Here is a 25,731-nt window from a genome sequence, read left to right as displayed (position 1 = left end):
GAGGTCGGGACATGCAGATCGCCAGCTCACCGCCGCTCGAAGCATCGGATGAGATTTTCCGGAAGGTGTCATACCGATTGATCCCTTTCATCCTGCTGCTGTACTTCGTTTGCTACATTGACCGCGTAAACATCGGCTTTGCGAAGTTACAGTTTCTCGGCGACCTCCATCTGACTGACGCGCACTATGGACTGGCAGCCGGACTGTTCTATCTCACCTACAGTCTGTTCGATATTCCCAGCAACCTGATGCTTGCGCGGGTGGGCGTGCGCAGGACGCTATTCCGCATCATGATCTTGTGGGGAGTTGTCAGCGGAGCTCAGATGTTCATCCGCAATGCATCCGATCTCTACGTCCTGCGTCTGCTGTTCGGCGCCGCGGAAGCCGGTTTCATCCCGGGGATCATGCTGTATCTTACTTTCTGGTTCCCGGTTCGCTATCGGGCTCGCATCACCGGTTTGTTCTTCCTTGGTGTTCCCTTGTCCGGCATCATCGGTGCGCCGCTGTCGGGCATGATCATGCAGAGCATGAACGACGTGTTCGGCCTTCGCGGGTGGCAATGGTTGTTTCTGCTTTTCGCCATTCCGGCCATTTTCCTTGGCATCATCGCATATTTCTATCTCGACGACGACCCAAAGAGTGCCAGATGGCTGAGCGAGCACGAAAAGCAGCGTCTCGCCGACGAACTGAAGTCGGATGAAGCCGTCGGCAACAGGCGAAATACAGGCAGTTTTGCTGAAGCAATGCGGGATCCGCGCATCTATGTGATGGCGCTCTTGAACTTCGCGGCCAACACAGCCTCCAATACAGCAACCTTCTGGACCCCCAGCGTACTGAAAAATGCTGGGTTCGCCAGTTTTGATGGAATCGGGTGGGTCACCGGCGGCATTTCTATCGCGGCGGCTGCAGGGATGCTTCTGATCGCGCGTAGTTCCGACGCTTTCATGGAGCGGCGCTGGCATTTCGTTGGTTGCGCGTCGATGACGGCCGGTGCCTATCTGCTGCTGCCTCTGGCTTCTGCGAGCATGCTGGGGACCGTTCTGCTGATGGCCGCTGCAGCCATCGGAGGCGTTTCGTTACTGGCGATCTATTGGACCATTCCAACTTCATATCTGCATGGCAGAGGAGCCGCCGGTGCGATCGGCTTCGTCAGTATGGTAGGGGCTGTCGGTAGCGCCGTTTCTCCGTCATTGATTGGATGGCTCCGCGAATCAACAGGAAGCCTTTACGTGGGCCTCGGATCGACCGCCATGATTGTGCTTGCGGGCGCGGGCCTGGTCCTGCAGATGATTTCAAGAGATGATCTCGCCAGAATCGGGTCCATGGGCGACTAGATCATGATCCGATTAGACGTAATCAGATCATGATCTCATCTCTTTGTTTGAGCATGATCCTTTCGGAAAACCGGTTTCCACTTTTCCGGATCATGCTCTAGTGGAGCGTTGTGGAATCGAGGACGAACTATAGGCGTCAGGGCCATGAGCAATATACGCGATACCACACTCACCAGGGTCCAAAGCGACGTTGTCGCCAAGATCATCGACTATATCAGACGTGAAAAGTTACCCGTTGATTCTCGACTGACGGAAAGTCAGCTGGCTGAGGAGGTCGGTGTCTCACGCTCTCCAATCCGGGCTGCGCTCCAATTGCTGGCCGAGAAGGGTATCGTGATCTCAGCCGCGAACAAAGGGCACTATCTCGCTCGCGATGGTGGCACCTTGGACGCGATCGATCTGCCTATCTCGCCGCCACCGGATGTGTCGTTGTATGACCGAATTGCCATGGACCGCATGCGCGACAGAGTTCCAGAGCAATTCACCGAAGCAAGCTTCATGAGGCGCTACGACGTATCGCGTGCTCAGCTCGTCCGCACTCTCACGAAGATGTCCCAGGATGGCCTGGTCAGACGAAGCACCGGTCATGGCTGGATATTTATGCCGAGCCTTAATTCAGCGGAGGCTTATGCCGCCAGCTATCGCTTTCGCATCATCGTAGAGCCGGCAGGGCTGATGGAGGCGACCTTTGTGCTGGACAGGCCAGCGACGGAGCGGTGCCGCGAGGCGCATGAGCAGATGCTTGTCCGCGCGAAGAGCGGGAAACTGAGCGGCAGAGAAATATTCGATACCAATGCGAAGTTCCACGAAATGCTCGCGGTCATGTCGGGAAACCGGTTCATTGCGCAAGCGGTCGAACAGCAGAATAGGCTTCGTCAACTCAGCGAGTACTACGTTTACGACGACGAGGATCGTATCCAGACGTTGGTGCGCGAACACTGCGAGATCATGGACGCCCTTCTGACAGGCGACCAGATTTGGGCCGCGACGCTCCTACGCCGACATCTGGAGATTGCCAGCCGTTTGGCGCCGCCTTTTGCCAAATCCAACGGCGAGCGCACCGCCTAGAGGACGTAGTGATCGCGTCGACGTAAGAGCTCGAGCCTTTCACGGGGAGATGGGTCAGCCGATGATCTCGCTGAGAATGCCGAAACGGACGGAGTTGGGAGAATGTTACGTCTGACGATTGACAGAGGTGTTGCTCGGCTCACATTCGACAATCCATCCAGGCTGAACGCCATCAACCAGGACATGTGGCGCGCCTTCCCAGAGCTTCTGGCGAAGGTGCGGGATGATGCCGCCGTCCGCGTCCTGGTGCTCCAGGGCGCGGGCGACCGCAGCTTCTGCTCGGGCAACGATATCAGCGAGTTCGACAAGGTTCGGGCCGATCCTGTCGCGGCAGCGGCTTACAACGCCCTGCAACGCGATGTGGCTACTCGGTTTCGCGCGCTGACCAAGCCGAGCATTGCTGCGATCAACGGCTATTGCCTTGGAGCTGGCTTTGAGCTGGCTCTGATGTGCGATATGAGGGTCTGCACGAAGAACGCGCAGTTTGGAGTACCTGCGGTAAGGCTCGGTCTGCCCTATCGGCTCGAAGATATCGCGACCATCCTCAATGTGGTCGGGCTGGCTCAGGCACGCGAGATGGTATTGCTAGGGCGACGCTACGGAGGCGAGGATGCGCTTCGTCTAGGGCTCGTAAACTGGTTGGCCGACAGCGTCGAAGCGATGGCAACTATCGTGGACGCGGCGGTAGGAGATTTGTTGTCTGCTGCACCGCTTAGTCTGGCCGCAGCGCGGATCGCATTCCAGGAACTTGCTCGGCGCGACGGACCGCCGGATCTCGAACGTGCCCAGCGGGCGGCGGATCGATGTTATGCCAGTCAAGATTATGCGGAAGGTCGGGCGGCTCAGCGAGAGAAGCGCAAGCCAGTCTTTCGTGGAAACTAGCCCGCTGCGATCGAGCCAATATCTGGCGTGGCAAATCCTCCGCGTGATGCCGCTGACGGACGTCTCGCCACGCGCTCGGTTTGCGCGTGAACATGTAGGCCAGAGCGACGGAAATCAACGCGCGGTCGCGCGCGCTGACGGCGAAGGGCGAGTTCGCCGCGAACCAGATAAATGTGAGAAGCACCGATAGCCATAGGAAACCGCTCGGTCGTTTCGCTGGCGGGCTGATTTGGCGCCATTGTCAGCAACCCAGACTGTCAGCAACCCAGTGTTATGCGTTGATCCTCGGAATACCGATCTCCGCCGGCATCTGCGGATCGGCTGATTTTTCGGTTCCCTTGAACCAAGCTACATACAGGGTAGGAAGGAAGATAAGTGTAAGTATCGTCGCGACCAGCAATCCTCCCATGATCGCGAACGCCATCGGTCCCCAGAACACCGTTGGAGCGATCGGGATCATGCCGAGAACGGTCGATACGGCGGTCAGCATGATTGGGCGGAAGCGGGAGCTGCTGGCATTGATTGCGGCTGACCAGACGTTCTCTCCCCGTGCGCGTTCGGCTTCGATTTGGCCAATCAGGATCACGGCGTTTTTGGTAATCATGCCGATCAAAGCCAGAATGCCAAGGATGGCGACGAAGCCGAGCGGCCTGCGGGACACGAGAAGCGCCGCGACAACGCCGATCAAGCCGAGAGGCGCGACGCTGAGGACCAGGAACAGCCGCTGAAAACTCTGCAACTGGGCCATGAGGACCGTGAACATCAGCAACAGCATGACCGGAACAACGGCGATGACGGAAGCTTGCGAATATTGGCTTTCTTCGACGGTTCCGCCCACGACGATGCGATAGCTGCGGGGAAGGGTTGCTGCCAGCTTATCGACCGCCGGCGCAAGCGCATTGATCACGGTTTCCGGAAGCGCCCCGGGCGCCACATCGGCCTGCACCGTGAGCGTAGGTATGCGATCGCGCCGCCAGACCAACGGATATTCCTGCTTGTATTCGAATGTAGCGAACTGGTTGAGCGGAACTGTTCGCCCGTTAGGCAGCGGCACTTGCAAGGTGCTCAGGTTCGCCAGCGAGACGCGCTGTTCGTCGGTCGCGCGCACGAGGATATCGACAAGATAGATGTCGTCGCGAACCTGAGTGACAGGCGTGCCTGAAATCACAGTGTTCAGGACGTTAGCCACGGCTTGCGAGCTCAGACCCAGCGATCGCGCCTCGTCCTGGTCGACACGGATGCGGAGCTGACGCGCCGGCCCGATCCAGTCGAAATTGACCTGCTCGGCTTGCGGGTTGGTCGCGATGATCTGGGCAAGCTTCAGCGAAATGTCCCGCACCTGGTCAATGCCGGGGCCGCTCACACGATATTGCACAGGCCAGCCGACCGGCGGGCCGAGTTCGAGCGGAGAGATCCGGGAAATCGCATTCGGGAATTCATTGGCCAGGAGTTCTTGAAGCCTGACGCGAATTCGTTCGCGTGCGGCGACATCCTTTGCAACGATCACCGCTTGCGTGAAAAAGTCGTTCCCCAACTGGACATTGAGCGGCAGATAGAAGCGAATGGCGCCGCGTCCGACATAGGTGCTCCAGCGCGCCACGTCCGCATCGCCCTTCAGCGCCGCGTCGAAGCGCTTCGCGGCGGCTTCGCTGGCATAGATCGACGCATTCTGCGGCAGGCTGATATCGACCAGAAGCTCCGGACGATCGGAGGACGGAAAGAACTGGCGGGGAATGAGCGGAAGGGCGAGATAGGACAGAACGAAGAGCGCCACGGTGAGAAGAATAGTCACCCATTTTGCCCGCATAGCGGCGGTCAGGAAGCCTCGATACCAAGAGAGAATTCTGCCGGGGGTCGCGGTTTGCAAGGTCTGGGGTGGTCTCAGAATGACGACACCGAGCAGTGGCGCGAAGACGACCGCCACGAACCAGGATACGAGCAGTGCGATGCTGACGACGGCAAATAGCGAGAAGGTGTATTCTCCCGCGGAGCTGGCTGCAAAGCCGACGGGAACAAATCCGGCGATAGTTACCAGCGTTCCTGCGAGCATGGCGAACGCATAGGTCCGGAATGCGAAAGTCGCAGCTTCAATCTTGTCATCGCCCGCAACGAGCCGGTTGAGCGTGGCGTCGGTGGTGGTCATCGCGTCATCGACGAGCAGGGCCAGCGCGATGATGAGGGCGCCGAGCGATATCCGCTGCATGTCGATGCCCGCCATCTGCATGATCGGAAACACGATGGCGAGCGTCAAAGGAATCGAAAGTGCGATGATCAACCCCGGGCGGAGGCCCAGACTGATGAAGCTGATCACGAGAATGATGGCAATCGCCTGCAACAACGACGTCATGAACTCGGAGATCGCGCCATCGACCGTAACGGCCTGATCGGCGACCAGGATTGGCTGGATCCCCATCGGCAGATCCGCGGTGATCTGGTCCATCGCCTGCTTGATGTTCCTGCCGAGGGCGAGAATATCGCCCCCCTCCCGCATGGCGATGGCAAGCCCGATCGCTGGCTCGCCGTTGACGCGGAACATGGGCTGCGGGGGATCGGAATAGCCGCGCCGAACCTGCGCTATGTCACTCAGGCGGAGCGTCCGTCCGCCCGCAATGAAGTTGACGTTGGCGACGTCCTGCTCCGTCCGAAATGCACCTGAAACCTGCAGCGAAAGACTCTCATCGCCGGTCTGGATCGTGCCGGCCGGACGCACGACGTTTTGGGCCTGGAGCGCGGCAATGAGCGCCGTGCGGTCGATGCCGAGCCCGGCGAGTTCTTTGGTCGAGAACTCGACAAAGATCCGTTCGTCCTGGGCGCCCAGCAGTTCGATTTCCGAGACGTCGCGAACAAGAAGCAGCTTCGAGCGGATGTCTTCAACGTAATCGCGAAGTTCGCGATGGGTGAACCCATCGCTCGTAAAACCGTAGATGATCCCGAATGTAGCGCCGAAATCGTCGTTGAAGCCGGGCCCAACGATCCCGGCTGGCAGTGTATGCCTGATATCACCGATGTTCTTGCGAACCTGATACCAGGTGTCGGCCACCTCCTTGGCGTTTGCGTTGCCCTTCAAGTTGACGAAAATCGTCGTGATGCCGGCCTTGGTATAGCTGCGCAGGAAGTCGAGATGCTGCGTTTCCTGCAGCCTGCGCTCAAGTCGTTCCGTCACTTGCTTGAGGGTATCCTCGATGGTTGCTCCAGGCCACGCCGCCTGAACAACCATCGTCTTGATGATGAAGGTGGGATCCTCGCTGCGCCCAAGACGGAAATAGGATACAACGCCGGCAACGACAGCGATGATCATGAGAAAAGCTACGAACGAGCGGTGATTCAGCGCCCATTCGGAAAGATTGAATCTCATGACCGCCCCGACCCGAGTATGCGAATCTTCTGGCCGGGGTGCAGGGCTTGCACGCCTGCCGTGACCACGATTTCGCCGGTGTCGATTCCTTGGGAAACCGCTACCAGCGCCTGGTTGAAGTGCAGCACGTCGATGTTTCGCAATGATACGGTATTCTTCGAGGGATCGACGACCCACACGGCGGGCTGTTGATTTACTCTCGTTAGCGCCGTGGCCGGGATTTCAATGATCGGAACAGCCTCCGTCTCCAGGCGTCCGGTGACGGTTGCGCCGAGGCGCATGGCCGGCGGAGGATCGGTCAGGCCAACCTTGACCTCGAAGGTGCGTGTCGCCGGATTGGCTTGTGGGGCGACCTCGCGGATGCGGCCTTGCGCGGTCACCGCGGGGTCGTCGGTCAGACTCACACTGATTTCAGGATCGCTCGGCGCCGTTCGGATGACCTGGGCCGGGATGTCGAAAACGGCATCGCGGCCATCCTTGCGGGCAAGCCTGACGATGCTTTGTCCGGGCTGGACGACTTCACCTGCGGCGGGACCGATTGTCGTCAGAACACCCGGAGCGTCGGCCTTGAGCTCGGTGAAACCAACCAGATCATGTGCGATCTTGAGCTGGGCCTCGGCCGCATCGACCTGCGATTGAGCGGTCTGTTGGCCCTGTTTTGCCTGGTCGAAGTTGACGTTCGTGGTCCAGCCTTGCGCGAAGAGAGTTTGCTGGCGCTCGAACTGATTGCGGGCCTGGACCAATTGGCCCTGGGCGGCTGCGAGAGCAGCCTGCGCCTGCCGCAGGCCGTTCATCTCGTTCTGAGGTTCAAGGCGCGCGACGACCTGACCGCGCTTCACCCGATCTCCGAGCTTGCCGTTGTTCTCGAGAAGCCGACCGCCAATACGGAATGAAAGCGAGACCTCGTCCTCGGCTTCAATCCTGCCGGTAAATGTGAGCGGTGTTCCGGCCTTGCTCTTTTCAACGGTTACGGTTCGAACCGGACGGACGGCTGGAGCCGATGTTTCTGGCTCACGTTGACAAGCCGCTAGCAGCACGGGAGCTACCAAGATCAGCAGTCCGGTCTGCCGCATGCGACGCATTTTGTTCAAACGGTCGGCACACGCAGACGTGGACATGGCCACTTCCTTGTTCGTTTGGCCCACCTGGGTCTTCCTGCCATTCCGATCGTTGTTATCATCACGTCCGATGACAAGGTCTCATCTCGCCCAGCAAAGATAAAGACATAGATGCGCCGAATCAGCACAGTGTCGGCGGCGCTAGGTAAGCTGTGCTGACGTGTTAAAGCCGCGTCGATCGGCAAGGAAGATCGGCGAGCTACGCACGCTATCACGATCACGAAAATATGGTCCTGTTCTGCGAGGCAGGATCACTTCCAGTTCGACATTTGAAGACAGGTCAGCAGACTGACATAACTCGGTGTGCCGCCGATACTCTCCTGCGATGCGCAGTTCGTCCGCAGCGGCAGGAAAGCGCTGTCAACTCACTTCAAACGTGCGCGAAGATCGTCGGTGAGACGGGTCAGTTCACGGTCATTCGGCAGGAGGCGAGACAGTCGCTCGGCGTATTCAAGGGCGGCAGCAATATTGCCGGAATCGCGGCTGAACGAGACGAGGGCAGACAGGGACTCGCGATCGTCCGGATGGCGGGTCAGGTTCGCCTTCAAGACTTCAATCGATTCCCCGATGCGGCCCGACGAATGTAGTGCCACGGCGTAGACATAGGCGTAGCGCGACCGGTCAGGTTCGAGCTCGCTCGCCGTGCGGAATTCGCCAAGCGCGTCATCCGGCCGCTTCTGCCGCGTCAGGCTGAGCCCGAGGGCGTGGTGCAAGCCGGCGTCCTGGCGTGAAGACATGATCGCAGTTCTCAGAACACTTTCGCCGTCGCGGTCCCGGCCAAGCTGCCGATAAAGGTCTGCCAGATTGATCGCCGCAGGCGCATATTGCGGGCTGAGCCGCAGGGCCGCCTTGTATTCGCGCTCTGCATCGGCTGCCAATCCGCGCCGCGCAAAGAAGTTTCCGAGGGTCGATCGTGCCTCGGGTCGGTCGGCGTTGAGATGTTGCGCCGCCATGAACTCGGCAGCGGCCCGTTCGAAGGCCGCGCGGTCCGCCGAGGGCTGGGCCGCGGTCGGAACGGCGGCCAAGATCGACACCGCCCTGATACGAACTCCGCCGCTTGGATCGGCAAGAAGCGGCGCGACCAGCGGCCAGATCCGCTCGCCCGGAAGGCCGTCGAGCATATCAAGCGCTGCGACCCGCACCATCGGGTCGGCATCTGCCAATCCCTTGCGCGCCAGCTCGATATTCGCGCCCGAGACCCGCGAATGAAGTTCGCCAAGGGCGCTCGCACGCGCAATGGACGGTGCGGTGGGACTGGCCGCCACCAGGGCCAGCAGTGTGGCAGCGTCGGCGCGGCCGGTCCAGGAAGCCTGGAAAGCCTCGGCGTAATTCTGAAAGCCTTTCCGGACCGGTCCGTGCCAGCGCTCGATCGCGTCGGCCGCCCATTGTGCGGATCTATCGGCATGACAATTGTTGCAGGCATTCGGGGTGCCAAGCTTTACGGAGAGGTCTGGCCTCGGAATTCGAAGACTGTGGTCGTGCCGCTTGTCGATCACCATGTAGGTGCTGACGGGCATGTGACATGACGCGCAAGCCACGGCCGGCACAACGCCTTCGTGGCGATGATGTGAGGTCACTTCATATTTGTCGGAGGCGTGGCATTGCAGGCAAACGCCGTCGCCTGGAGCGCGGAGCTTGGCGGCATGAGGGTCATGGCAGTCGCTGCAGGTCACGCCAGCCGCGAACATCTTGCTCTGCTTGAACGGGCCGTAGTTATACACCTCATCGAGCATCTGCCCGTCCGCGTGATACAGGCCAAGAGCAAGAAGGGAAACGGCATGCGTGTCGGACAATGGTTGTCCTGGTACCCAGTCTTCCGAAAATTCACCGCGTCGGGCGTGGCACAATCCGCAAGTCTCGACCTCCCTGCGTGTCACCGCAGGAGCGATGCTGCGCTGCGGGTTGCCGGTCTTCGGATCGGGGTGCCAACTAATGCCATCCCGCTCGTTCAGCAAGACGGCTAGCCCCTTGCGCGTGTCATCGTCTTTCCCAAACCAGTTCCGCTGGCTCTGCGCCCAAGCGACGTGCCGCGAGCCTTTGCCGTGGCATGCCTCGCAGCCGACGCTGATCTCCGTCCAGGTCGTGCGAAAGCGGTCCTCGGCCGCGTCGTAGTTCTTCCGGATGCCCGTGGAGTGGCACTCCGCACACATGAAATTCCAGTTCTGATTGAGCTTGGTCCAGTGCAGCACGTCGTCGTGCTTGATCTCCTCATTGGGATAGAGATGAAACCAGCGTTGCCCGCCCTTGTCCTTCGGCCGGCTATCCCAGGCGATTGAAAGCGCCTGAATACGACCATCGGGGAACTCGATCAGATATTGCTGGAGCGGATCGATGCCGAAGGTGTACTTGATCTCGAAGTTCGCAAGCTTGCCGTCAGGACCTTCCGTCTCGACGAAGAATTTGTTCTCCTTCTTGAAGAACCGCGAATGGACGCCGAAATAGTCGAAACGGGCGTCATTGAAATTCCCAAGCACGGAAGCGGCGGTCGCGTGCTGCATGGCATGCTTGTGCTGGGACTCCCTCCACAACGCGGATTCGGCCTGATGGCACCCGGCGCAGGCTTCACTGCCGACAAAGACGGCAGCAGAGGCGGCCTTGCTTGAACGAAAAGCCGCAGGGCGGACGACACCGCCATTGATGGCAAACAGGAGTGCACAACCACCCAACGCGAGAACTGCCATCGCCATCCATGTGGCGGCGCGCGTCGGTGGCCTCTGGTTCCTATCTGCTCTGTTGTCGCTGCGCGCCACGAATTGCTATCCGCTGCAGGCTAAGGACGAATTCCAGCAAATCCTCTGGTGCTGTCCCGCGCTATGCAGATTCGGCAAAATGTCTGCGCGACATTGCCGGCTGAGCCGGTCCATCGCCTGCCGCGTCGCCTTCAGAATCGGTGCTACTGCTCGAACGGAAACAGTCGCTTCCAATCGTTTTTCATGCTGATCACCGTCCAGCCGTCCTTCCTGGCCTCGTCATAGAGCGCGGGCGTGAAAGTGCCGACCTTGGTGTCCGGCAGACCTTGTGCCGGGCCGTAGGCGTATTCGCGGGCGGCATCGTCATGCAGCACCAGCATCTTCAGACGCGCACCAGCACCCGCACCGGTCCACTCCAGCATCTCGCGATCGCCCGTCGAGTTGCCGAACGCCGCATACGGCCGACGTCCGATCATGAGGTGAATCCCTTCCGGTTTGCCGGCGTTGTCGTCGTTCAGGATAAGCTTAGGCTCCTTGGTCAAAAACGGCTTGCCGTCCTTGCCGTAGCCATATTTCGTTCCGCCCGCGGTACCGACGACCTGTTCCGGCGGAATGCCATAGACCTGTTGGGCGTATACACGCACGAAGTCCTGCCCTCCACCTGTCACGATAAAGGTCTTGAAACCGTTATCACGCAGGAATTGCAGGACTTCGAGCATCGGCTGATAAACGAGCTCGGTGTAGGGGCGCTTCCAGCGTGGATCCCGCGCGGTCGCGATCCACTGCTTCGCTTCGGCCTTGAACTCCTCCACCGACATCCCCGTCAGCGTCGCAGCCAGGATCTCCTCCAGGTCCGGCAAGGAAAGCCTGGCGATCGCCTCCCGATCGCCCGAGAGCACGGTCTTGAACGGCGCGACGTTCTTGAGCTCCGGCTTTTTCTCGACCACCGCCGGGACGCGCTCCAGGCAGTAGAGCACTTGCGTGTACATCGGATGCTCGACCCAGAGCGTGCCGTCCTGGTCAAAGACGGCAATTCGATTCTCCGGTGGCACGTGGTTCGGGCTCGCGGTGTCGGTCGTGACGCGCACGAAGTCGAGGATCGCCTGTTTCGCGGCCCCATCGTTCCATGAAGGCAATGGAGCCTGCGACGTTGTTTGCGCCAATGCCGGGATCGTCAGGAGCGGACTGGACAAGGCAGGCAACAGCGTCAAGATCGAAATCAGAACGCGGCGGTTCGTGCGATAGTGCAAGAGAGCCTGCATGATCGTCTCCTAATTCTGCATGATCGCTTGCGCTGGCACGAGCAGGAAGGCGTGTTCGATGAACCAGCGCACGTCGTCGCCGGACTCGTGCTGAGCCCGCTCGAACGGATCGGAGCGAAGGTTGAATATTCTGGGCGGGCATAGAAGCCATCTTTCGCTCCAACTGTCGTGTGCAGACGCCCCGTAGGGCGTCTGCCTGTTCACATCGCGCTCCCTTCATGCAGCTTAGTCGCTCGCTGCGCGGGAATTGGCCTTCTTGACCTCGTCCAGGATCCCGCTGAGGTTGTAGCTCTCCGGCGCCTGCAGCGGCGGGAATTTCTCGTACGTCAGGAGGTGCTGCAGCCATAGCTGCTGACCGATCGGCAACAGGTTCCAGTCGTACTGGAAAGCCGTGGCCGGGGCGCCGAGTGTGCCGCCCAGGCTCATGGCGGATTTCTGGTCGATGCCGACATTCTGCTCGAAGGGATCACGCTTGATGTTCTGGACCAGCGTGAAATGGAACGGGATCAGCGGCATGATCCAGCCGGCCGGCCCGGGCTGTGACATCGTGTAATACATCTTCCAGTTCTTGTAGCGCACCGCCGACGGCGTCGCGCCCGAGAAATAGAAGAAGAAGTCGCGCGCGGACTTTTCGGACTTGCCCTCGAGGTAGTCGCGCTGGTTGACGCCGTCGAGGGTGGTCTTGACGATGCCGGGATACCTCCCTGCCTCGATCTGCTGCTTCAGCTCGTCGCCCTTGGGTCCGCCGGCGATGTCGACCAGGGTGGGCATCCAGTCTAGGGCGGCGAAAAGCTGGTTCTTCACCGTGCCCGGTTTGATGACGCCCGGCCATTTGATGACCATCGGCGCGCGGTAGCCGCCTTCCCACGCCTCGCCCTTCTGCCCCTTGAACGGCGTGATGCCGCCGTCCGGGAAGCTGATCTGCTCGGCACCATTGTCAGTGGTGAACACGACGATGGTATTGTCGGCCTGACCCATGTCGTCGAGCTTTTTGAGGACGAGGCCGATGTTGTCGTCCATTTGCTTCATGCCGGCTTCGTTGACGCCCCAGTCCTTGCCGCCGCGCTCGCCCACCATGGCCTCGTATTTCGGCGGCAGCACGGTCACGACGTGCATGCGGGCAGGGTTGTACCAGACGAAGAACGGCTTATTGGTCTTCTTGGGGTCGTTACGGTCGAGGAAGCTGATGACCTTTTCCGAGATCTCCTCGTCCACCGTCTTCGATCGTTCCAGGGTCAGCGGACCCTCGTCGCTGCACATCTGGTTCTTGCTGGTGCCGTCCGAAGATTTGCACGACAGGATATTGCGCGGGGGCGTTAGACAGATCGTCGTCTTGGGATCCACCGCGCCAGGCACTTCCGGCACGCCGGGGATCGGCGTGTTCTTGCACGGCGGCGCAACGGTCTGCTGGAGCGCGGTCTTGTTGATGTCGGGGAAGCTCACGCCCTGCATGGCGTCGAGGTGGTAGAGATAGCCCCAATACTCCTGGAACCCGTGTGCCGTCGGCAGGGCGTCGGTGTGGTCGCCGAGATGGTTCTTGCCGAATTCGCCGGTGGTGTAGCCGAGATCGAACAGGAACTGGGCGAGAGCCGGCGTGCCGGGCCGCAGGTAGGACGGGCTCCCCGGGAGCTGTGGCGGGATCATGCCAGTGCGCAGCGGATACATGCCAGTGAAGAACGCATTGCGGCCGGAAGTGCAGCTCTGCATGGCGACGTAGTCCATGAAGATGGCACCCTCGTTGCCGATGCGATCGATATTAGGCGTTTCTCCCACCATCAGACCGCGGTGATAGATGCTTGGCTGCATCCATCCGATATCGTCGCCCATGATGAAGAGGATGTTGGGTTTTTGTCCCTGCTGGGCGGAGGCAGGAATGCTTGCCACTGTCATGACGGCACACGCCAAGACAAGAGCGCCCGAAATTGGTCGGAACAAGCTCATGGTTGCTTCCTTAGTTGGCGGCTGCCGAAAGCCCCGGGCCGCAGCCTTCGCCCACCTCCACCCGCCGACCAACTTGCCTTTGCCGGTTCATGCGAGATCGCAACCGGCAATCGGTCGGACGCTTTGCGACGGCAAATTGGGCGAAAGGCCCTGAATGCGCTATGCACATTCGGCAGATTGAGGGCGTGATGGAAAGCGGTATACCAAAGCGCGTTGCCGCCGTACCGCAGCGACCACGCCCGCAATCGTCAATCGGCACAAAGGATTGAAAGCCTCGCCTACGAGGCTGAGGCTAATGTTGGCTTCGCAGGGCTGGCTGTGCGCTTTCGGCGGATCAAATCACGGATCGCGTTGCAGCGTGACGGAAGGCGACTCTCCGAAGGTGGTGCGATACGTCACCGCAAAGCGCCCAAGCTCCTGGAATTGATGATTTCGCGCGACCTCCGCGACGGTTGCTATCGAAGGATCGGCGCGACGCAGTGCCGAACGAGCCTGGTTCAATCGCCGCAACAAGAGATATCGTGCGGGGCTTACGCCGAGGAACTCCGCGCAACACATCCGCAGGCTGCGCTCCGGCACGCCGATCTCGGCACAAAGCGCAGGCATTTTGAGTCTTTGATCGATGCGCTTGCTTAGGCCATCTTCGAATCGATGCATGACGGCAGTGTGATGGTGTCTTGCCTTGGAGTTATTGTTGTCGATGTCGTCGGCGGTCAGACAATCGATGATCGCGTGGAGCAATTCCTGCTCCAGCGCTCTTGCTACCTCGGGGTGCTCGATCAATTTCCGTCCAGCCTCTGCAAGGTAGCAAGCTTCTCTGAAGAGAAGACGAAATCTTGATATATTCGCGCGGGCAGGGTGGAGCACTCTGCTCACGGGCGGCGGCGCGATTTCCCGTCCAGTCAAGGCTTTGCTGCAAGTCCCGAATTGGTCCGGCGATAGGGCTATCAAGCCCCATTGGGACGCGCCGTGGGAGCGCTGATGGGTGCTTTCGCCGCGACCGTGCAAAACCATGTCGCCGTTCCGCAAGACGAGCCCGTCGGACACGAGGGACGCGGTACCCAGCGGAAAAGAAAGGAATATCCGTTCGGGGGGCAGCGAAATGTATGCGATGCGCGGAAGGATTTCCCGGCACCGACACAATTCCAGATGGTTCAATCTCAACCGTGTTAGCCGTGCCTCGAAATCGCCGGCACCCGTTATCGTTAGATTGATACGGACATCGCCGAATCCTGCGGCATAGCCGTCAGCGTCGCCAAACGTGAGTGTCGCGCCTTCTGCCATTTGCGCCGTCCCGTCGGACCGGTGCACGGTCCGGTCTCATCGAGGGAGGCAGCATCAAGCAGTCGGCCGCCGTCGGCTATGCGGGTTCGGAAGGTCGATGGCGGGGGTGGAATGTGAAGAATATGCAAATCCGGCAAGCCGGTCGATAATCTCGACCAGGTGCGGCGACCATAGGTGCCCCCTCAGTGGAAAGACCACCCGCGGGCGGTCTTTCGTAGTTGGCGGAGTAATTGTGGCCGGATGCCCATTTTGTGGCGACACTGACGATGCGATAACCCGGCTCTCATCTCGTCTCGGCAAATTCTTCCAACGCCTTGACCGGCACGGACGCGACGTTGGGCATTCCCCATGCTGTCGACGTCCTGATCTGCCGGTGGGCCCACCCAACGTTCTGGGTAAACACGTGGCTCAGGACCGCCGTAACGCGACTCCGCAATCAAGAACCGGTGCTCCCGACGCACCGTGATCGATGATAAGGCGATTCTCGCCCTCATACATTTCAAGGAGTGCCATGCCCGACAACTTCCCGCCGTCTCCAAATCGAACGAACCGTCCTCCGACGAGTTGCGGGCGGCCTGCCCCATAGGCAAGCGCCACGACCTGCTCTTCCGGAACGAGTGGCTCGTGGCGGATCGCCGCACTCTGGGCGTTGATAACGGCACGTCCGAGTTCGATTACGGCCAGCTTTTCCATCTGCCCTCCAGCCAGGCGCAGGATTCGGGCGGCGATGAATTGACTGTCGTTCCCGTCCACGATTTCGAGTGACTTCCAGTCCTGCGTCGATAGCTCCATGCCGGCGGTGACGTGTTCAGCGGTGACGATCGTTGTTGGTGACAGGAACCAACCGGTGCCTCGCACGCCGACGAGGCCCCGATGCGACTCGCGCTCCGCGTCATCGAAATGCCTGAAGATGCTGACGGCTGAGTGCGCAACCTGTGTGGGATCGACGCAAGCCGCAGAAATCCGCTGCGTATTTGCGAGCAGAACGAAAACAACGAGTGCCCCGTAAAAAATGCGTTTGCGCATTCCAAAGGGCCTCCTTCTCCCCTCTTGCAGGGGAGAGCGAAGCCTGCAAGAGAGCAATCGAACTCACCGCCTTATCCGGAGGTTTTTTCGAATTTAGCGATTTTCCGCGCGTAGTGGCATGATTTTGTCGCAGGCGACCGCGCGTTTGCGATCACGCGCACCCGGTTCAGGCGAGGCCGGGCCCGGCAAAAGCAAGGGTTGATGGGCGGTCGAGCCGAACCCTCGGGTCCGCTGGCGGGCGCCGCAAGGTGCACGACGGCGTTTCTCCGAAGAACATTCGGTAGGCAACTGAAAAGCGCCCCAGTTCCCAAAAGCCGTGGTCGGCCACGATTTGCGTGACAGTTGCCGTTGATGGGTCCGACCTCAAGAGCGCCCGTCGCACAAGGTGCATTCGGCGCAAGGTGAGATAACGAATCGGTCCCATGCCCAAATGTTCCTCACAGGAGGCGCGAAGGGTGCGTTCGGCGACACCAATCGCCGCGCAGATCTCCGTGAGATAAAGTGGGCGGTCGGGATTGGCCTCCAAAAATTCCTCGAACCGCGCGACGATCGCGTCATGGCGACGGTCGCCCATGCTCGTTTCCAGCACGACGCCTTCCGCGAGGCACCGGACCATGACATGCACCAGTTCGCTCTCGAGGGCGCGAAGCACTTCCGGTATTGCGAGTACATCGGGGGTTTCATGGGCGAGTTGTCCGACCACCTTGTGCAGCTTCAGCAGCCGCGACATCAACGCAGGATTCGGGTGAACGCTACGCTCATCCAGCCGCTTGCTGAAACCACCGCCAGCTATCGCTTCGACCGCGGCGTCGAATTCATCGATCGGGAGAGACATCGCCCCTAAATGATAATCATGGCCGGATCGATGATGTGCAACGTCAGTTCTGTTAATGATGATGTCACCAGGCAAGACGTCTTGGCCACAGTGCTGTAGTGGGGACGAATTGGATTCGGTGAGAAAGATGATCGATCGCCGGTCGGGTCTGCACGCAACGTTGCTGATTTGCGGCAAAGATACAGTGAAACGCTGCATCCAAAGTCTGGTCATGCCAATCTGTGTAATCTCGGCCCAAAAATCTCCCTTCGTTGTGGGGAGTATCTCGACATCAGTCGCTTGAACGGCCGCCTGACAGGGAAACGGATCGGTAAATCTGAGAACTCTTGCCCACGACATTGTATTAAGTCCCTGTCTGGCTCAAGCTGCCCGCAAGTTTGTGGCTGCAAGCGATGTTGGGCGATTGGGACGCGTTTCCGGCAGCTCGACCGATCGCCGCAAGGTATGCGATGGCGCCTCGCCAAACAGTGCGTGGTAGGCAACCGAAAAGCGGCCGAGTTCCCAAAAACCGTGGTCGGTGACAATCTGGGTGACGGTCCGCTTTGAATGGTCCGAGCTCAGGAGCGCGCGGTGTACGAGGTGCATTCGGCGCAGGGCGAGATAACGGATCGGCCCCATTCCTAAATGCTCTTCGCAGGAGGCGCGGAGCGTGCGCTCTGCGACGCCAGTCGCTGCGCAGATTTCCGCAAGATAAAGCGGCCGGTCGGGATTGGCCTCCAGGAATTCCTCAAATCGTGCGACGATGGCGTCGTGACGACGGCTACCGGTCCTCGACTCTACAGCGGCGCCTTCGGCAACGCACCTCACCATGACATAAGTGAGCTCATTCTCGAGTGCCCGCCCCACTTCCGGGATTTCGAGAACATCCGGCATGTCATGAGCGAGCAGCCCAATGCTCTTGTGCAGTTTCAGCAGTCGGAGCATCGCCGCAGAATGCGGGCGAACAATTCGATTCTGCGGCATTTCGACAAACTCGCGACCGAGTACTGCCTCGGCAGCAGCATCAAAGTCATCAGCCGCGAGAGAGATCGTGCCATAGTGGAGGTTCGCGCCAGATCGTTGATGTACGACGTCGGACCTGTTTACGACGAGATCGCTGGCTAAGACCTCCAGGCCGCAGTGCAGGAAGGCCGATTCATTGGGTTCGGTAAGAAAGCCAATTGATCTGCGGCCTGGACTGATCGCGAGGGTGTTAACCTGCGGAAGCGACACTTGATATCGTTGCACCAAAAGCCTGTTTATGCCGATCTGCGCAATTTCGGCATGAAAGCTTCCTTTCGCCGTCGGAAAAAGTTCTATGTCCGCGGACCAAATAACTGCCTTGCACTGTGACGGATCAGATAAATTAAAAACTCTACTCCACGCCATTTCTGTTCTCTCCCGAAAACAGAGCTACTAATCACTCGGGACAACTAAGCTTACAGCAAGGAGAACACTGGGAATCGGAAAGAGCGATTTCGGTCGCAAAAGAAGAGCGGGCAACGCCATCAAGTCGATTCGAGATCCGAGGCGGGCCGAGATCTCGGTTGTATTGTAGGACCAGTATTACCTGTGGGCAACTGCTCGAATACTTGGCACAAAATGCATATTGCTCCGCACGTCGATGATAGCCGTGTCGATGACAGCGCGGCATCGCAGCTGGTTCAGACGACGGCGGTCGCAATAGCCTGTACGGCAAGTGCTTGTGCATTGGCGGCAGCACTCGTCGAGGATCTGCCGGACCTGCGTGAGTATCTCGCGCTCCGGGATATTTCGGCAGTCCAAGCGCAAGTGGATGCAGGTGATACCGATCCTCGGCGAGGGTGTGTTTACCTTCGGAGCCCGTTTCTACGGATGCACGAGTAATAGGCGTCTGCGCCGACAGCGTTCCCTTCGGCAGTGGCAGCGGGATTAGCAGAAGCCATGCCCACTTGGGATCTTGCCGCCTCATTGGCCTGCCTGAAGCATTCAGCGCGTATGGCCCTAGTCCTATCCATCTGTTGTCCTGTTTGTGCCGATGATGAGATTGCAAGGAATGGAAGTATGGCGACTGCCAACAGTGTTCGCATGTTCAGCATATTTTTCCTCCTTGAAGACGTTGGATAGCAGCGTAGCGCGGGTCTCGATCCGATCGGGGCGGGCGTTACGACAATCCGAAAGGTGCTCGGCCGCCCACGGTGCCAAGGCCGCCCGCAATAAAGGAAGAACGGTAACAACTACATATTGACGTAGATCAATGGGGCGGACCGGGCGATGTGCCGTGCAACGCTAGCTGGAGCACCTACTCGGCGCATTCCTGGCGGTGCAGCCGGATGGCAAGCTCATGGACTGCCATGGTCGCCATGTGCGGCAGGATGGCGAGATCGATGCCATGCGGCATCTTGCAGCGTGAGCACCTGATCTTGAGCCAGCGACAACCTCTCATTGATCGCCTGGTCGATCGCCTGCGCCTTCGTCGGCTCCTTCGCCGCAAGGTCTTGGCGGGTTGCGAGGCACATGGGTCCAGCAATCGATCGGCGACACCAAGGAAGAATGATTCTCCCCGATGATTCTCTCGTGGGGTACATCTCATGCCGTCGTAAACCTCTCCGCGCACGCGCTATCGAGTTCCCTTCTGATGAGTGCCTAAATTTCAGTCTGGCGCTGAGGCAAAATAAGCTAAGCATTTCAGTGTGTTATTCGATCACGCGCACTCACGGTGCCGTGATATTTGTGCAACATGCGTCCGAAAAGAAGCGAAGGCGCCTGCGGAGTCCTCTCTCTCTTGTTGCGCCTTAGGAGACCTTCGTTTCTTATGGAACAGCGACGGAGGGGGGCATCCCGAAGTCGTCCCGTTCTTGGTGGTTCGCTTAAGTCCCTCGCGTTTTCGCGGGAGTCCGAAAGCGCGAAGCGGCTTGACGGGTTTTGGGGGGACTAGGGAATCAGCTTCAGGGTGTTTACCCGGCGGATCCGCAGCTCTTCCTTATAGAGCAACTTGGAGGTTTAACATGAAGATGGTTAAGAGCCTTATCCTCGGCTCAGCGGCGGGTCTGCTCGCCATGGGCGGGGCACAGGCGGCCGATCTTCCCGTCAAGGCCAAAGCGGTCGAGTACGTGAGGATCTGTTCGCTTTACGGCGCCGGTTTCTGGTACATCCCTGGCACCGACACCTGCATGAAGATCGGTGGCTACCTGCGTGTCGACACGACGTTCAACGGCGGCATCTACAACGCGCCAGCCTGGAGCGGTGATGCGGGTCAAACCAACCGCTATCAAGACTACTTCTCCGCCCGCTCCCGTATGGCGCTGACGGTCGATACCCGCACAGCAACGGAATATGGCGTCGTCCGCACCTTCGGTCAGGCCGACTTCCAGTTCTCGACGCTCGGCAACAACACCTACAACCCGAACTCGATCAACCAGAGCCTGCCGGTCGCAAGCGCCAACCTGCTTGACACCCCCGGCGGCGGCTATGTCGCGGTCGAATTCGTGTTCATTCAGTTCGCGGGCTTCACCTTCGGTAAGTCGGCTTCGGCCTTCGCGACGCCATGGCATGGTTATCCGGGCAACAACTCGTCCTTCCTGCTCGGCGGTCATGACACCGTCACCGGCGTGAACAACATCCAGTACACTGCGCAGTTCGGCAACGGCATCTCGGGCACCATCGGCCTTGATGATCCGACCGTCTTCGACCGCACCGTCGTGGCCAACCTGACCGTGCCGCTCACGTCACAGGGCGCTGTCGCCAACGCCTATGCCGGTGTGCATGCGCCGGACGTCGTCGGTAACATCCGCATCGATCAGGCTTGGGGTCTGTTCCAGATTTCGGCTTCGGCACATGAAGTCAACGGCTCCTACAACGTCCTGAATACGGTCGGTGCTCCCGCTGGTGCAACCGGTCTGCCGGGTGCGGCGCCGACCAACCTGTCTGAACTCTCCGGTCACCCCGACACCAAGTGGGGTGGTGCGGTGATGGCTGCGTTGCAGATCAAGAACATCCCGACCGGCCCCGGCGACGACTTCAAGATTGATGCCACCTTTGCCAAAGGTAACACCAAGCAGGTGATCTCGACGTCGGCGACATCGCCTAACCCCTTCACGATCTTCGGTGGCGCCAATAATTTCGGCTCCTTCGGAAGCATCGGCTTCGGGGCGGTGACTGACGGAGTGTGGGCACCGGCCGGCCTCGCGGGCCCGTTGTTTGGTGCTGATGGGAAAATCCATCTGACGACAGCATGGGGCGTCCGTGGTGCGTATAACCACAACTGGGATCCTTACTGGTCGAGCAGCTTGTTCGGCAGCTACTCGGCGGTCAGCTACGATAACACGGCAAAATTCTTCGTCTGCTCCACCTTCACTGCTGCCCGCCTCTCGGCGGTCAGTGCCGACTTTAGCTGTAACCCCGACTTCAATGTCTCGCAGCTCGGTACGATCACCCGCTGGACCCCGGTCAAGAACCTGACGTTCTCGGCCGAATTCATGTGGTTCCATCTCGACCAGAAGTTCACTGGCTCCGCTATCCTTACCCCATCGGCGCCGATGCCGACCGCTCGGTACGACTTCAGGGACCAGGATACGTACAGCTTGAACGTCCGCGTTCAGCGCAACTTCTGATCCACTCGTCAAAGGAATCTTAATCAAGGCCCCCGGCAAGCGATTGCCGGGGGTTTCCGTTTGCGCGACAAGGTTTGCTATGCGGTGCAGTGAGGACGCGGCCTCGGATAGACTGCGCTACGAAGATAGCGGGGCCTTTTCGTCCGCGGCCTTTTCAAGCTGATGGTTCAAACTGGCGAGCCTGTCGATCACCCTGTCGAGTTCAGGGCGTCCAAACTCAGCCAGAATGAACTCATGCAGCGCATCTTGTTCAGACGACAGCATCGCCAGATGCGCGTAGGCAGCTTCTGTCAAAGAGAGAGTTGCTAGCTGAGTGTTCGAGGAGGGGGACACACGTTGAAGCAGACCCGCTCTCTCCAGCAGATTCAATTGCCTCACGACAAAAGATGTATTCACCTGCAGCGTCTTCGCTATGGCCTCGACGGAGACGCCATCGCGTCCGTCTAACTCGGCCAAGGCAACAATAATGATCCACTGAGCATCGGTTATGCCGAGATGCCGCGCCCAGTAGTGGCGAATGGCCTCCAGACGACTGACCATTGCGGTGACTTCCGAAATGAACCTGCGGCTCGCCTCGTAGTTTCTCATGGAAAGCTGCCGACGTGAAATCTCCGCGTGTAGAGATACTGATCTCGCGCTCAGGTTTTGTAAAGGAGATTCGGCTTGGCTGCTGCGGCCTTTGTCCTGATCTCTTGGCTGTCACCGCGCGCCGGACATTGTCCCTAGGATCGCAGTCGCCGCCAGCCTATGACGATGCCACTCGTCGATATGATCATTCCGATGAGCGACAGCAGCAACACAGCGATGTCCCATGCTGGGCGATGGCGCAGCAGCGGCGGAAAATCGAGACTGTGCAGCGCATTGAACAGCCAGCGATACGCCCGGCGGCTGTTGTCGACGAGGCCGAGAATATCGCCATTGCGCGGATCAATGTAGAACCAGCTCTCAGCCGCGTCGTCGAAGCCCACGCGCAACACGGGCAGAAGCCGCTCATTGTGATGCGAATACCAATAATCATCGAACTGCTGGAGGCGCAGGCGCGCGGTCACCGCGGCGTTTGGCAACAAGCTATTCGCCGCTGAGAAAATCTCGTCGTCGGAAAGCACCTTCGTGGCGCCGCTTGCCGGATCGGCAACAGTCTGATCGCCGTCGCGGTCGGTGAGCACCATCAGCGGATGGCCGCCGAGCCAGACCAAGCGAGCTTCGACCGCCCCGAGCGGAGGCATCGATTGGAAGGCTGCGACAATCCGCGGCGCATCATGCCCAGCATATCGGACCGCCATCTCCCGGCTCGGGCCTCGGCCTGCAAAATACTCGCCCGGATTAAGCGACAGCCAACCGCTGAATGTCCACGTCAGGACGAAGATGCCGCCGATCAATCCGGCGATGTGATGCCAGGCCATCCATCCCCGATAAGGCGTGACGCTGCCCCGGGCATAACGCTGGCGCAATCGCAGCCGTAGAATGCCGATCCAGAAACCGGTAACCGCCACCACGAGGCAGATGCCTGATATCCAGAGCACCGCTTGCCGCCAACTTGCGCCATCCTGGCGGAGGACCGTGGGATAGATCCAGTGTGGGATCGAGCCTAGCCAATTCCAGATCCGCTCACGTCGCGTGGTGTCGAGCGCCAGTTCACCGGTCTTCGCCGAGACATAGAGCTCGGTTCCGGCTTCATCTCCTAGCGACACCAGGAGGAGCGGCCGCAAGGGATCATAGCGCGCCGTGACACTCCATTGATCGCGTTCGATTGTGCCAATCAGTCTTGGATGCACGGCATTCGGATGATGGCGGGCGATCGCCAGCGCCTGCTCGGTCGTGATGTCCTCGATCGAATGACCGTCCGTTGCCGATATGGTCTTGCGTGCGCCATTCCAGTCCAGCAGCCGATAGACGGGGATATCGTTCAGCATGACGAGGCGAAGATCGCGCGGATAGTTCGCAACACCGGCAATGGCCATGGCTCGATCGGGCGCCACGAGCACGCGGTCCCAGGCGATCGGTGGCAGCGCCGCCCAGCGCTCGCGATCGGTCAACTGCGGGAACGCCACGTACATCATGACGATGCCCGAGACGAACCACATCGCGAACAACAGGCAGGTCGCGATGCCGATCCAGCGATGGGTGATGTAAAGCCACCGCCGTCCTCTCCAGATCAACGCGCGGCGCATGATCAGAACTTCACGTTGACGGACACTTCTGCCGTGCGCGGCATGCCGAGCAGCCATTGCCCGGAAGGGGCGGACGTGGCGTAGACAGTGTCGAAGAGATTGTAGAGGCGAAGCGCCACCGTGGTTTGCCCGTCAGGCTTCCAGCGCAGTCCGCCGTTGACCACGGTGTAGGCGGGGCGAAGCTGGGTATTGGCGTTATCGGAGAATGTTTGCCCTACGATCTGCACGCCGCCGTAGACGGACCAGTTCGGCGCGAAGTCCCAGGTCAGCCACACGTTCGATACCTGCTGCGGCACATTCGTCGGAACGTTGCCGGCGTAGCTGACGAGTTTGCCGCCCACCACCTGGCTGAAGTTGTCGTACCGGGCCCGCAGCACCGCGAGATTGGCATCGACGCGCCAACCATCATTCAGTGCCAGGCCGATCGATGCTTCGATTCCGCGCGACGATTGCTGGCCGACTTGCAGCGCCAGGCCGGCGGGATTGTTGGGATCCGGGACCCGCAGGTTGTTCTTGACGATTTCGTAACCTGCCAGCGTCCATTCACCACGGCCGCCCCAGAATGATTGCTTGACCCCAACCTCGGTTTGCTTGCCCGTGGCAAGCTGGAAGGTTTTCTGCGTGGCCGACAGCGAGATGAGATTGGTGACGGGATCAACGGCTGTCGCATATTGTCCGTAAAAGGCGAGGTTCGAGACGGGCGTGTAGACCACGCCGGTTCGCCAGCTCGTACCCGACAGCGAGATATCGAAATTATTCGTTGGTGTCCTGTAATCGGTGCGGTCGACATCCGGCCGGTCGAACCTGATGCCGCTTACAACGGACAACTGATCGGTTAGCGACAGCCGGTCCTCGGCAAACAACGCATATTGATTGACGATCGCATTGTAGCCAGGCGTGGTTCGCGTCGTGGAGGTCGCAAAAGACCCCATGTCGCCGGCATAGGGACTAACCGAAGATGCGCCGCCATAGGGCGAATTGTTGGTGTGGGTAAAATCGATCCGGTTGACGTCGAAGCCCGCAACGAACTCGTTGGCGAAGCCCAGCAGATGACCACGAAACGTTGCGTCCATCCGGTTACCGACCTGAGCCTGGTCGTGGAAGATCTCGATGTAGCTGGTGCGGTCGATCAACCGTGTTGCAGGATTCCAACTATAGTTCTCGACATCACGCCAATGCCGACGGCTGGTCAGATAGTAGAGTGTGTTCTGGACCTTGACTCCTTCCGTCACGTCCCACTCGGTCTTGAACTGGCTCCAGTTATCCTGATAGCGGATCGCGCTGTCGAGCACGTTGTAGTTCTTGAACCGCAACGTGTCGTCGATCCCGCCGTTGATCAGCGGTGTGCCGAAATAGCGCGAGGGGCTTCGATTGCTGTAGTCGTTCGAGAGTGTGAAAGCGAGGTTTTCGGCGGCCTGGACACGCACCGCGGCGGAGACCGCAACATTCGATGTCTCGTCGCGATCAACCCAGCCGTTCGAGATGTTGCCGATGGCATTGACGCGATAGGATACGTTCGGATTGATCGGGCCGCCGCTATCCACCGCAATGCGTCGCGTCGTATTGGTGTCGAGCGATATCTCGGCATCGTTGTAGGGCGTCGTGACCGGTTTCTTGGGGATCACATTGATGATCCCACCAATTGCGCCTTCCCCGTACAGAACGGAGGCTGGCCCGCGCATGACCTCGATGCGATCCGCCGACCACGTATCGAATGGAAAGGTCACGGTTCCTGCGCCAACATAGAGGCGAGTGCCATCATACAGCGTCATCACCGAATTGCTTCCGGTGAAGCCGCGCGTGCTGAACGAGAGGCCGCCATTGCCGGGCGCCGGGCTCGCGGTAAAGCCCACTGCGTTCTGGGTGACCGCGTCCGTGACATTATGCTGGCCGCGTTCTGCGATGGTCTGCGACGTAATCGTTTCGACGCTGGCGGGCGTCTGCAGCGGAGTGAGGTTGAGGCGGCTGCCACTCGCGTTCTGCTTGTTCAGGTTTAGCGTCGGAGATGGCGTGTCGGACGTTGCGGTCGAGGGCGTGGTGCTTCGCGCCGCCGGGCTCCGGCTCGACTGAGACTGCGCAGGTCGCGCTGCGGAAGTTGAACGCTGATGATTGAGACGCTTTGCTGCAGGCTTTTGCGGCTGGATAACGCTCACCGGAGGCAAGACATGGGACGTCTCAGGCTGCTGGGCCTTTG

At 59.7% G+C, this 25,731-nt stretch carries 16 protein-coding genes; 4 read left to right on the top strand and 12 right to left on the bottom strand.

The window, feature by feature from the left end; all coding sequences use genetic code 11:
* Window positions 1–11 precede the first annotated feature (11 nt).
* From AC5ZG1_RS07915 to AC5ZG1_RS07905, 3 genes are all read left to right on the top strand, one after another.
* Window positions 12–1,334, top strand: a complete 1,323-nt coding sequence (locus AC5ZG1_RS07915) for an MFS transporter (RefSeq protein ID WP_496132491.1) — start codon at window positions 12–14, stop codon at window positions 1,332–1,334.
* Window positions 1,335–1,478: 144 nt separating this feature from the next.
* Window positions 1,479–2,402, top strand: coding sequence for a GntR family transcriptional regulator (locus AC5ZG1_RS07910; protein ID WP_496132490.1), 924 nt, complete (start codon window positions 1,479–1,481; stop codon window positions 2,400–2,402).
* A gap of 102 nt (window positions 2,403–2,504) precedes the next feature.
* Window positions 2,505–3,284: an enoyl-CoA hydratase-related protein gene (locus AC5ZG1_RS07905; protein WP_496132489.1), complete on the top strand. Its 780-nt coding sequence runs from the start codon at window positions 2,505–2,507 to the stop codon at window positions 3,282–3,284.
* A 271-nt stretch (window positions 3,285–3,555) separates the two neighbouring features.
* Here AC5ZG1_RS07905 and AC5ZG1_RS07900 read toward each other — a convergent pair whose 3' ends face one another.
* The 9 genes from AC5ZG1_RS07900 to AC5ZG1_RS07860 form a co-directional block, all read right to left on the bottom strand.
* Complete coding sequence (locus tag AC5ZG1_RS07900; RefSeq protein ID WP_496132488.1) at window positions 3,556–6,639, bottom strand: efflux RND transporter permease subunit; 3,084 nt, start codon at window positions 6,637–6,639, stop codon at window positions 3,556–3,558.
* On the bottom strand, window positions 6,636–7,721 hold the full coding sequence (locus AC5ZG1_RS07895; RefSeq protein ID WP_496132515.1) for an efflux RND transporter periplasmic adaptor subunit: 1,086 nt from the start codon (window positions 7,719–7,721) through the stop codon (window positions 6,636–6,638). The genes AC5ZG1_RS07900 and AC5ZG1_RS07895 overlap by 4 nt, the downstream gene beginning before the upstream one ends.
* 401 nt (window positions 7,722–8,122) lie before the next feature.
* Window positions 8,123–10,255, bottom strand: a complete 2,133-nt coding sequence (locus tag AC5ZG1_RS07890; RefSeq protein ID WP_496132487.1) for a tetratricopeptide repeat protein — start codon at window positions 10,253–10,255, stop codon at window positions 8,123–8,125.
* Window positions 10,256–10,650: 395 nt separating this feature from the next.
* Window positions 10,651–11,709, bottom strand: a complete 1,059-nt coding sequence (locus tag AC5ZG1_RS07885) for an HAD family hydrolase (RefSeq protein WP_496132486.1) — start codon at window positions 11,707–11,709, stop codon at window positions 10,651–10,653.
* A 225-nt stretch (window positions 11,710–11,934) separates the two neighbouring features.
* Window positions 11,935–13,599 (bottom strand): arylsulfatase, encoded by a 1,665-nt coding sequence (locus AC5ZG1_RS07880; protein WP_496132485.1) that lies wholly within the window; start codon window positions 13,597–13,599, stop codon window positions 11,935–11,937.
* 390 nt (window positions 13,600–13,989) lie between these two features.
* Window positions 13,990–14,934 (bottom strand): helix-turn-helix transcriptional regulator, encoded by a 945-nt coding sequence (locus AC5ZG1_RS07875; protein WP_496132484.1) that lies wholly within the window; start codon window positions 14,932–14,934, stop codon window positions 13,990–13,992.
* Between the two features lie 408 nt (window positions 14,935–15,342).
* Window positions 15,343–15,960, bottom strand: a complete 618-nt coding sequence (locus tag AC5ZG1_RS07870) for a S1 family peptidase (protein ID WP_496132483.1) — start codon at window positions 15,958–15,960, stop codon at window positions 15,343–15,345.
* A gap of 166 nt (window positions 15,961–16,126) precedes the next feature.
* Window positions 16,127–16,993, bottom strand: coding sequence for an AraC family transcriptional regulator (locus tag AC5ZG1_RS07865; RefSeq protein WP_496132482.1), 867 nt, complete (start codon window positions 16,991–16,993; stop codon window positions 16,127–16,129).
* A 162-nt stretch (window positions 16,994–17,155) separates the two neighbouring features.
* Window positions 17,156–18,163, bottom strand: a complete 1,008-nt coding sequence (locus AC5ZG1_RS07860; protein WP_496132481.1) for an AraC family transcriptional regulator — start codon at window positions 18,161–18,163, stop codon at window positions 17,156–17,158.
* Window positions 18,164–19,761: 1,598 nt separating this feature from the next.
* Between AC5ZG1_RS07860 and AC5ZG1_RS07855 the strand changes: the two genes are divergently transcribed.
* Window positions 19,762–21,366, top strand: a complete 1,605-nt coding sequence (locus AC5ZG1_RS07855; protein ID WP_130223242.1) for a porin — start codon at window positions 19,762–19,764, stop codon at window positions 21,364–21,366.
* A gap of 117 nt (window positions 21,367–21,483) precedes the next feature.
* Here AC5ZG1_RS07855 and AC5ZG1_RS07850 read toward each other — a convergent pair whose 3' ends face one another.
* The 3 genes from AC5ZG1_RS07850 to AC5ZG1_RS07840 form a co-directional block, all read right to left on the bottom strand.
* The gene (locus AC5ZG1_RS07850; RefSeq protein ID WP_496132480.1) at window positions 21,484–21,954 is read right to left on the bottom strand and encodes a MarR family winged helix-turn-helix transcriptional regulator; all 471 of its coding nucleotides are present in this window, start codon (window positions 21,952–21,954) and stop codon (window positions 21,484–21,486) included.
* Window positions 21,955–22,088: 134 nt separating this feature from the next.
* Window positions 22,089–23,537, bottom strand: coding sequence for a PepSY domain-containing protein (locus AC5ZG1_RS07845; RefSeq protein ID WP_496132479.1), 1,449 nt, complete (start codon window positions 23,535–23,537; stop codon window positions 22,089–22,091).
* A 2-nt stretch (window positions 23,538–23,539) separates the two neighbouring features.
* Window positions 23,540–25,690 carry a TonB-dependent receptor gene (locus tag AC5ZG1_RS07840; protein WP_496132478.1) on the bottom strand — a complete coding sequence of 717 codons (2,151 nt, stop codon included), beginning with the start codon at window positions 25,688–25,690 and terminating at the stop codon, window positions 23,540–23,542.
* Between the last annotated feature and the right edge of the window lie 41 nt (window positions 25,691–25,731).

This window comes from Bradyrhizobium sp. Leo78 (genome assembly GCF_059512425.1).
The sequence above is the reverse complement of the archived record's forward strand: the minus strand, read 5'-3'. Positions and strand labels throughout refer to the sequence as shown.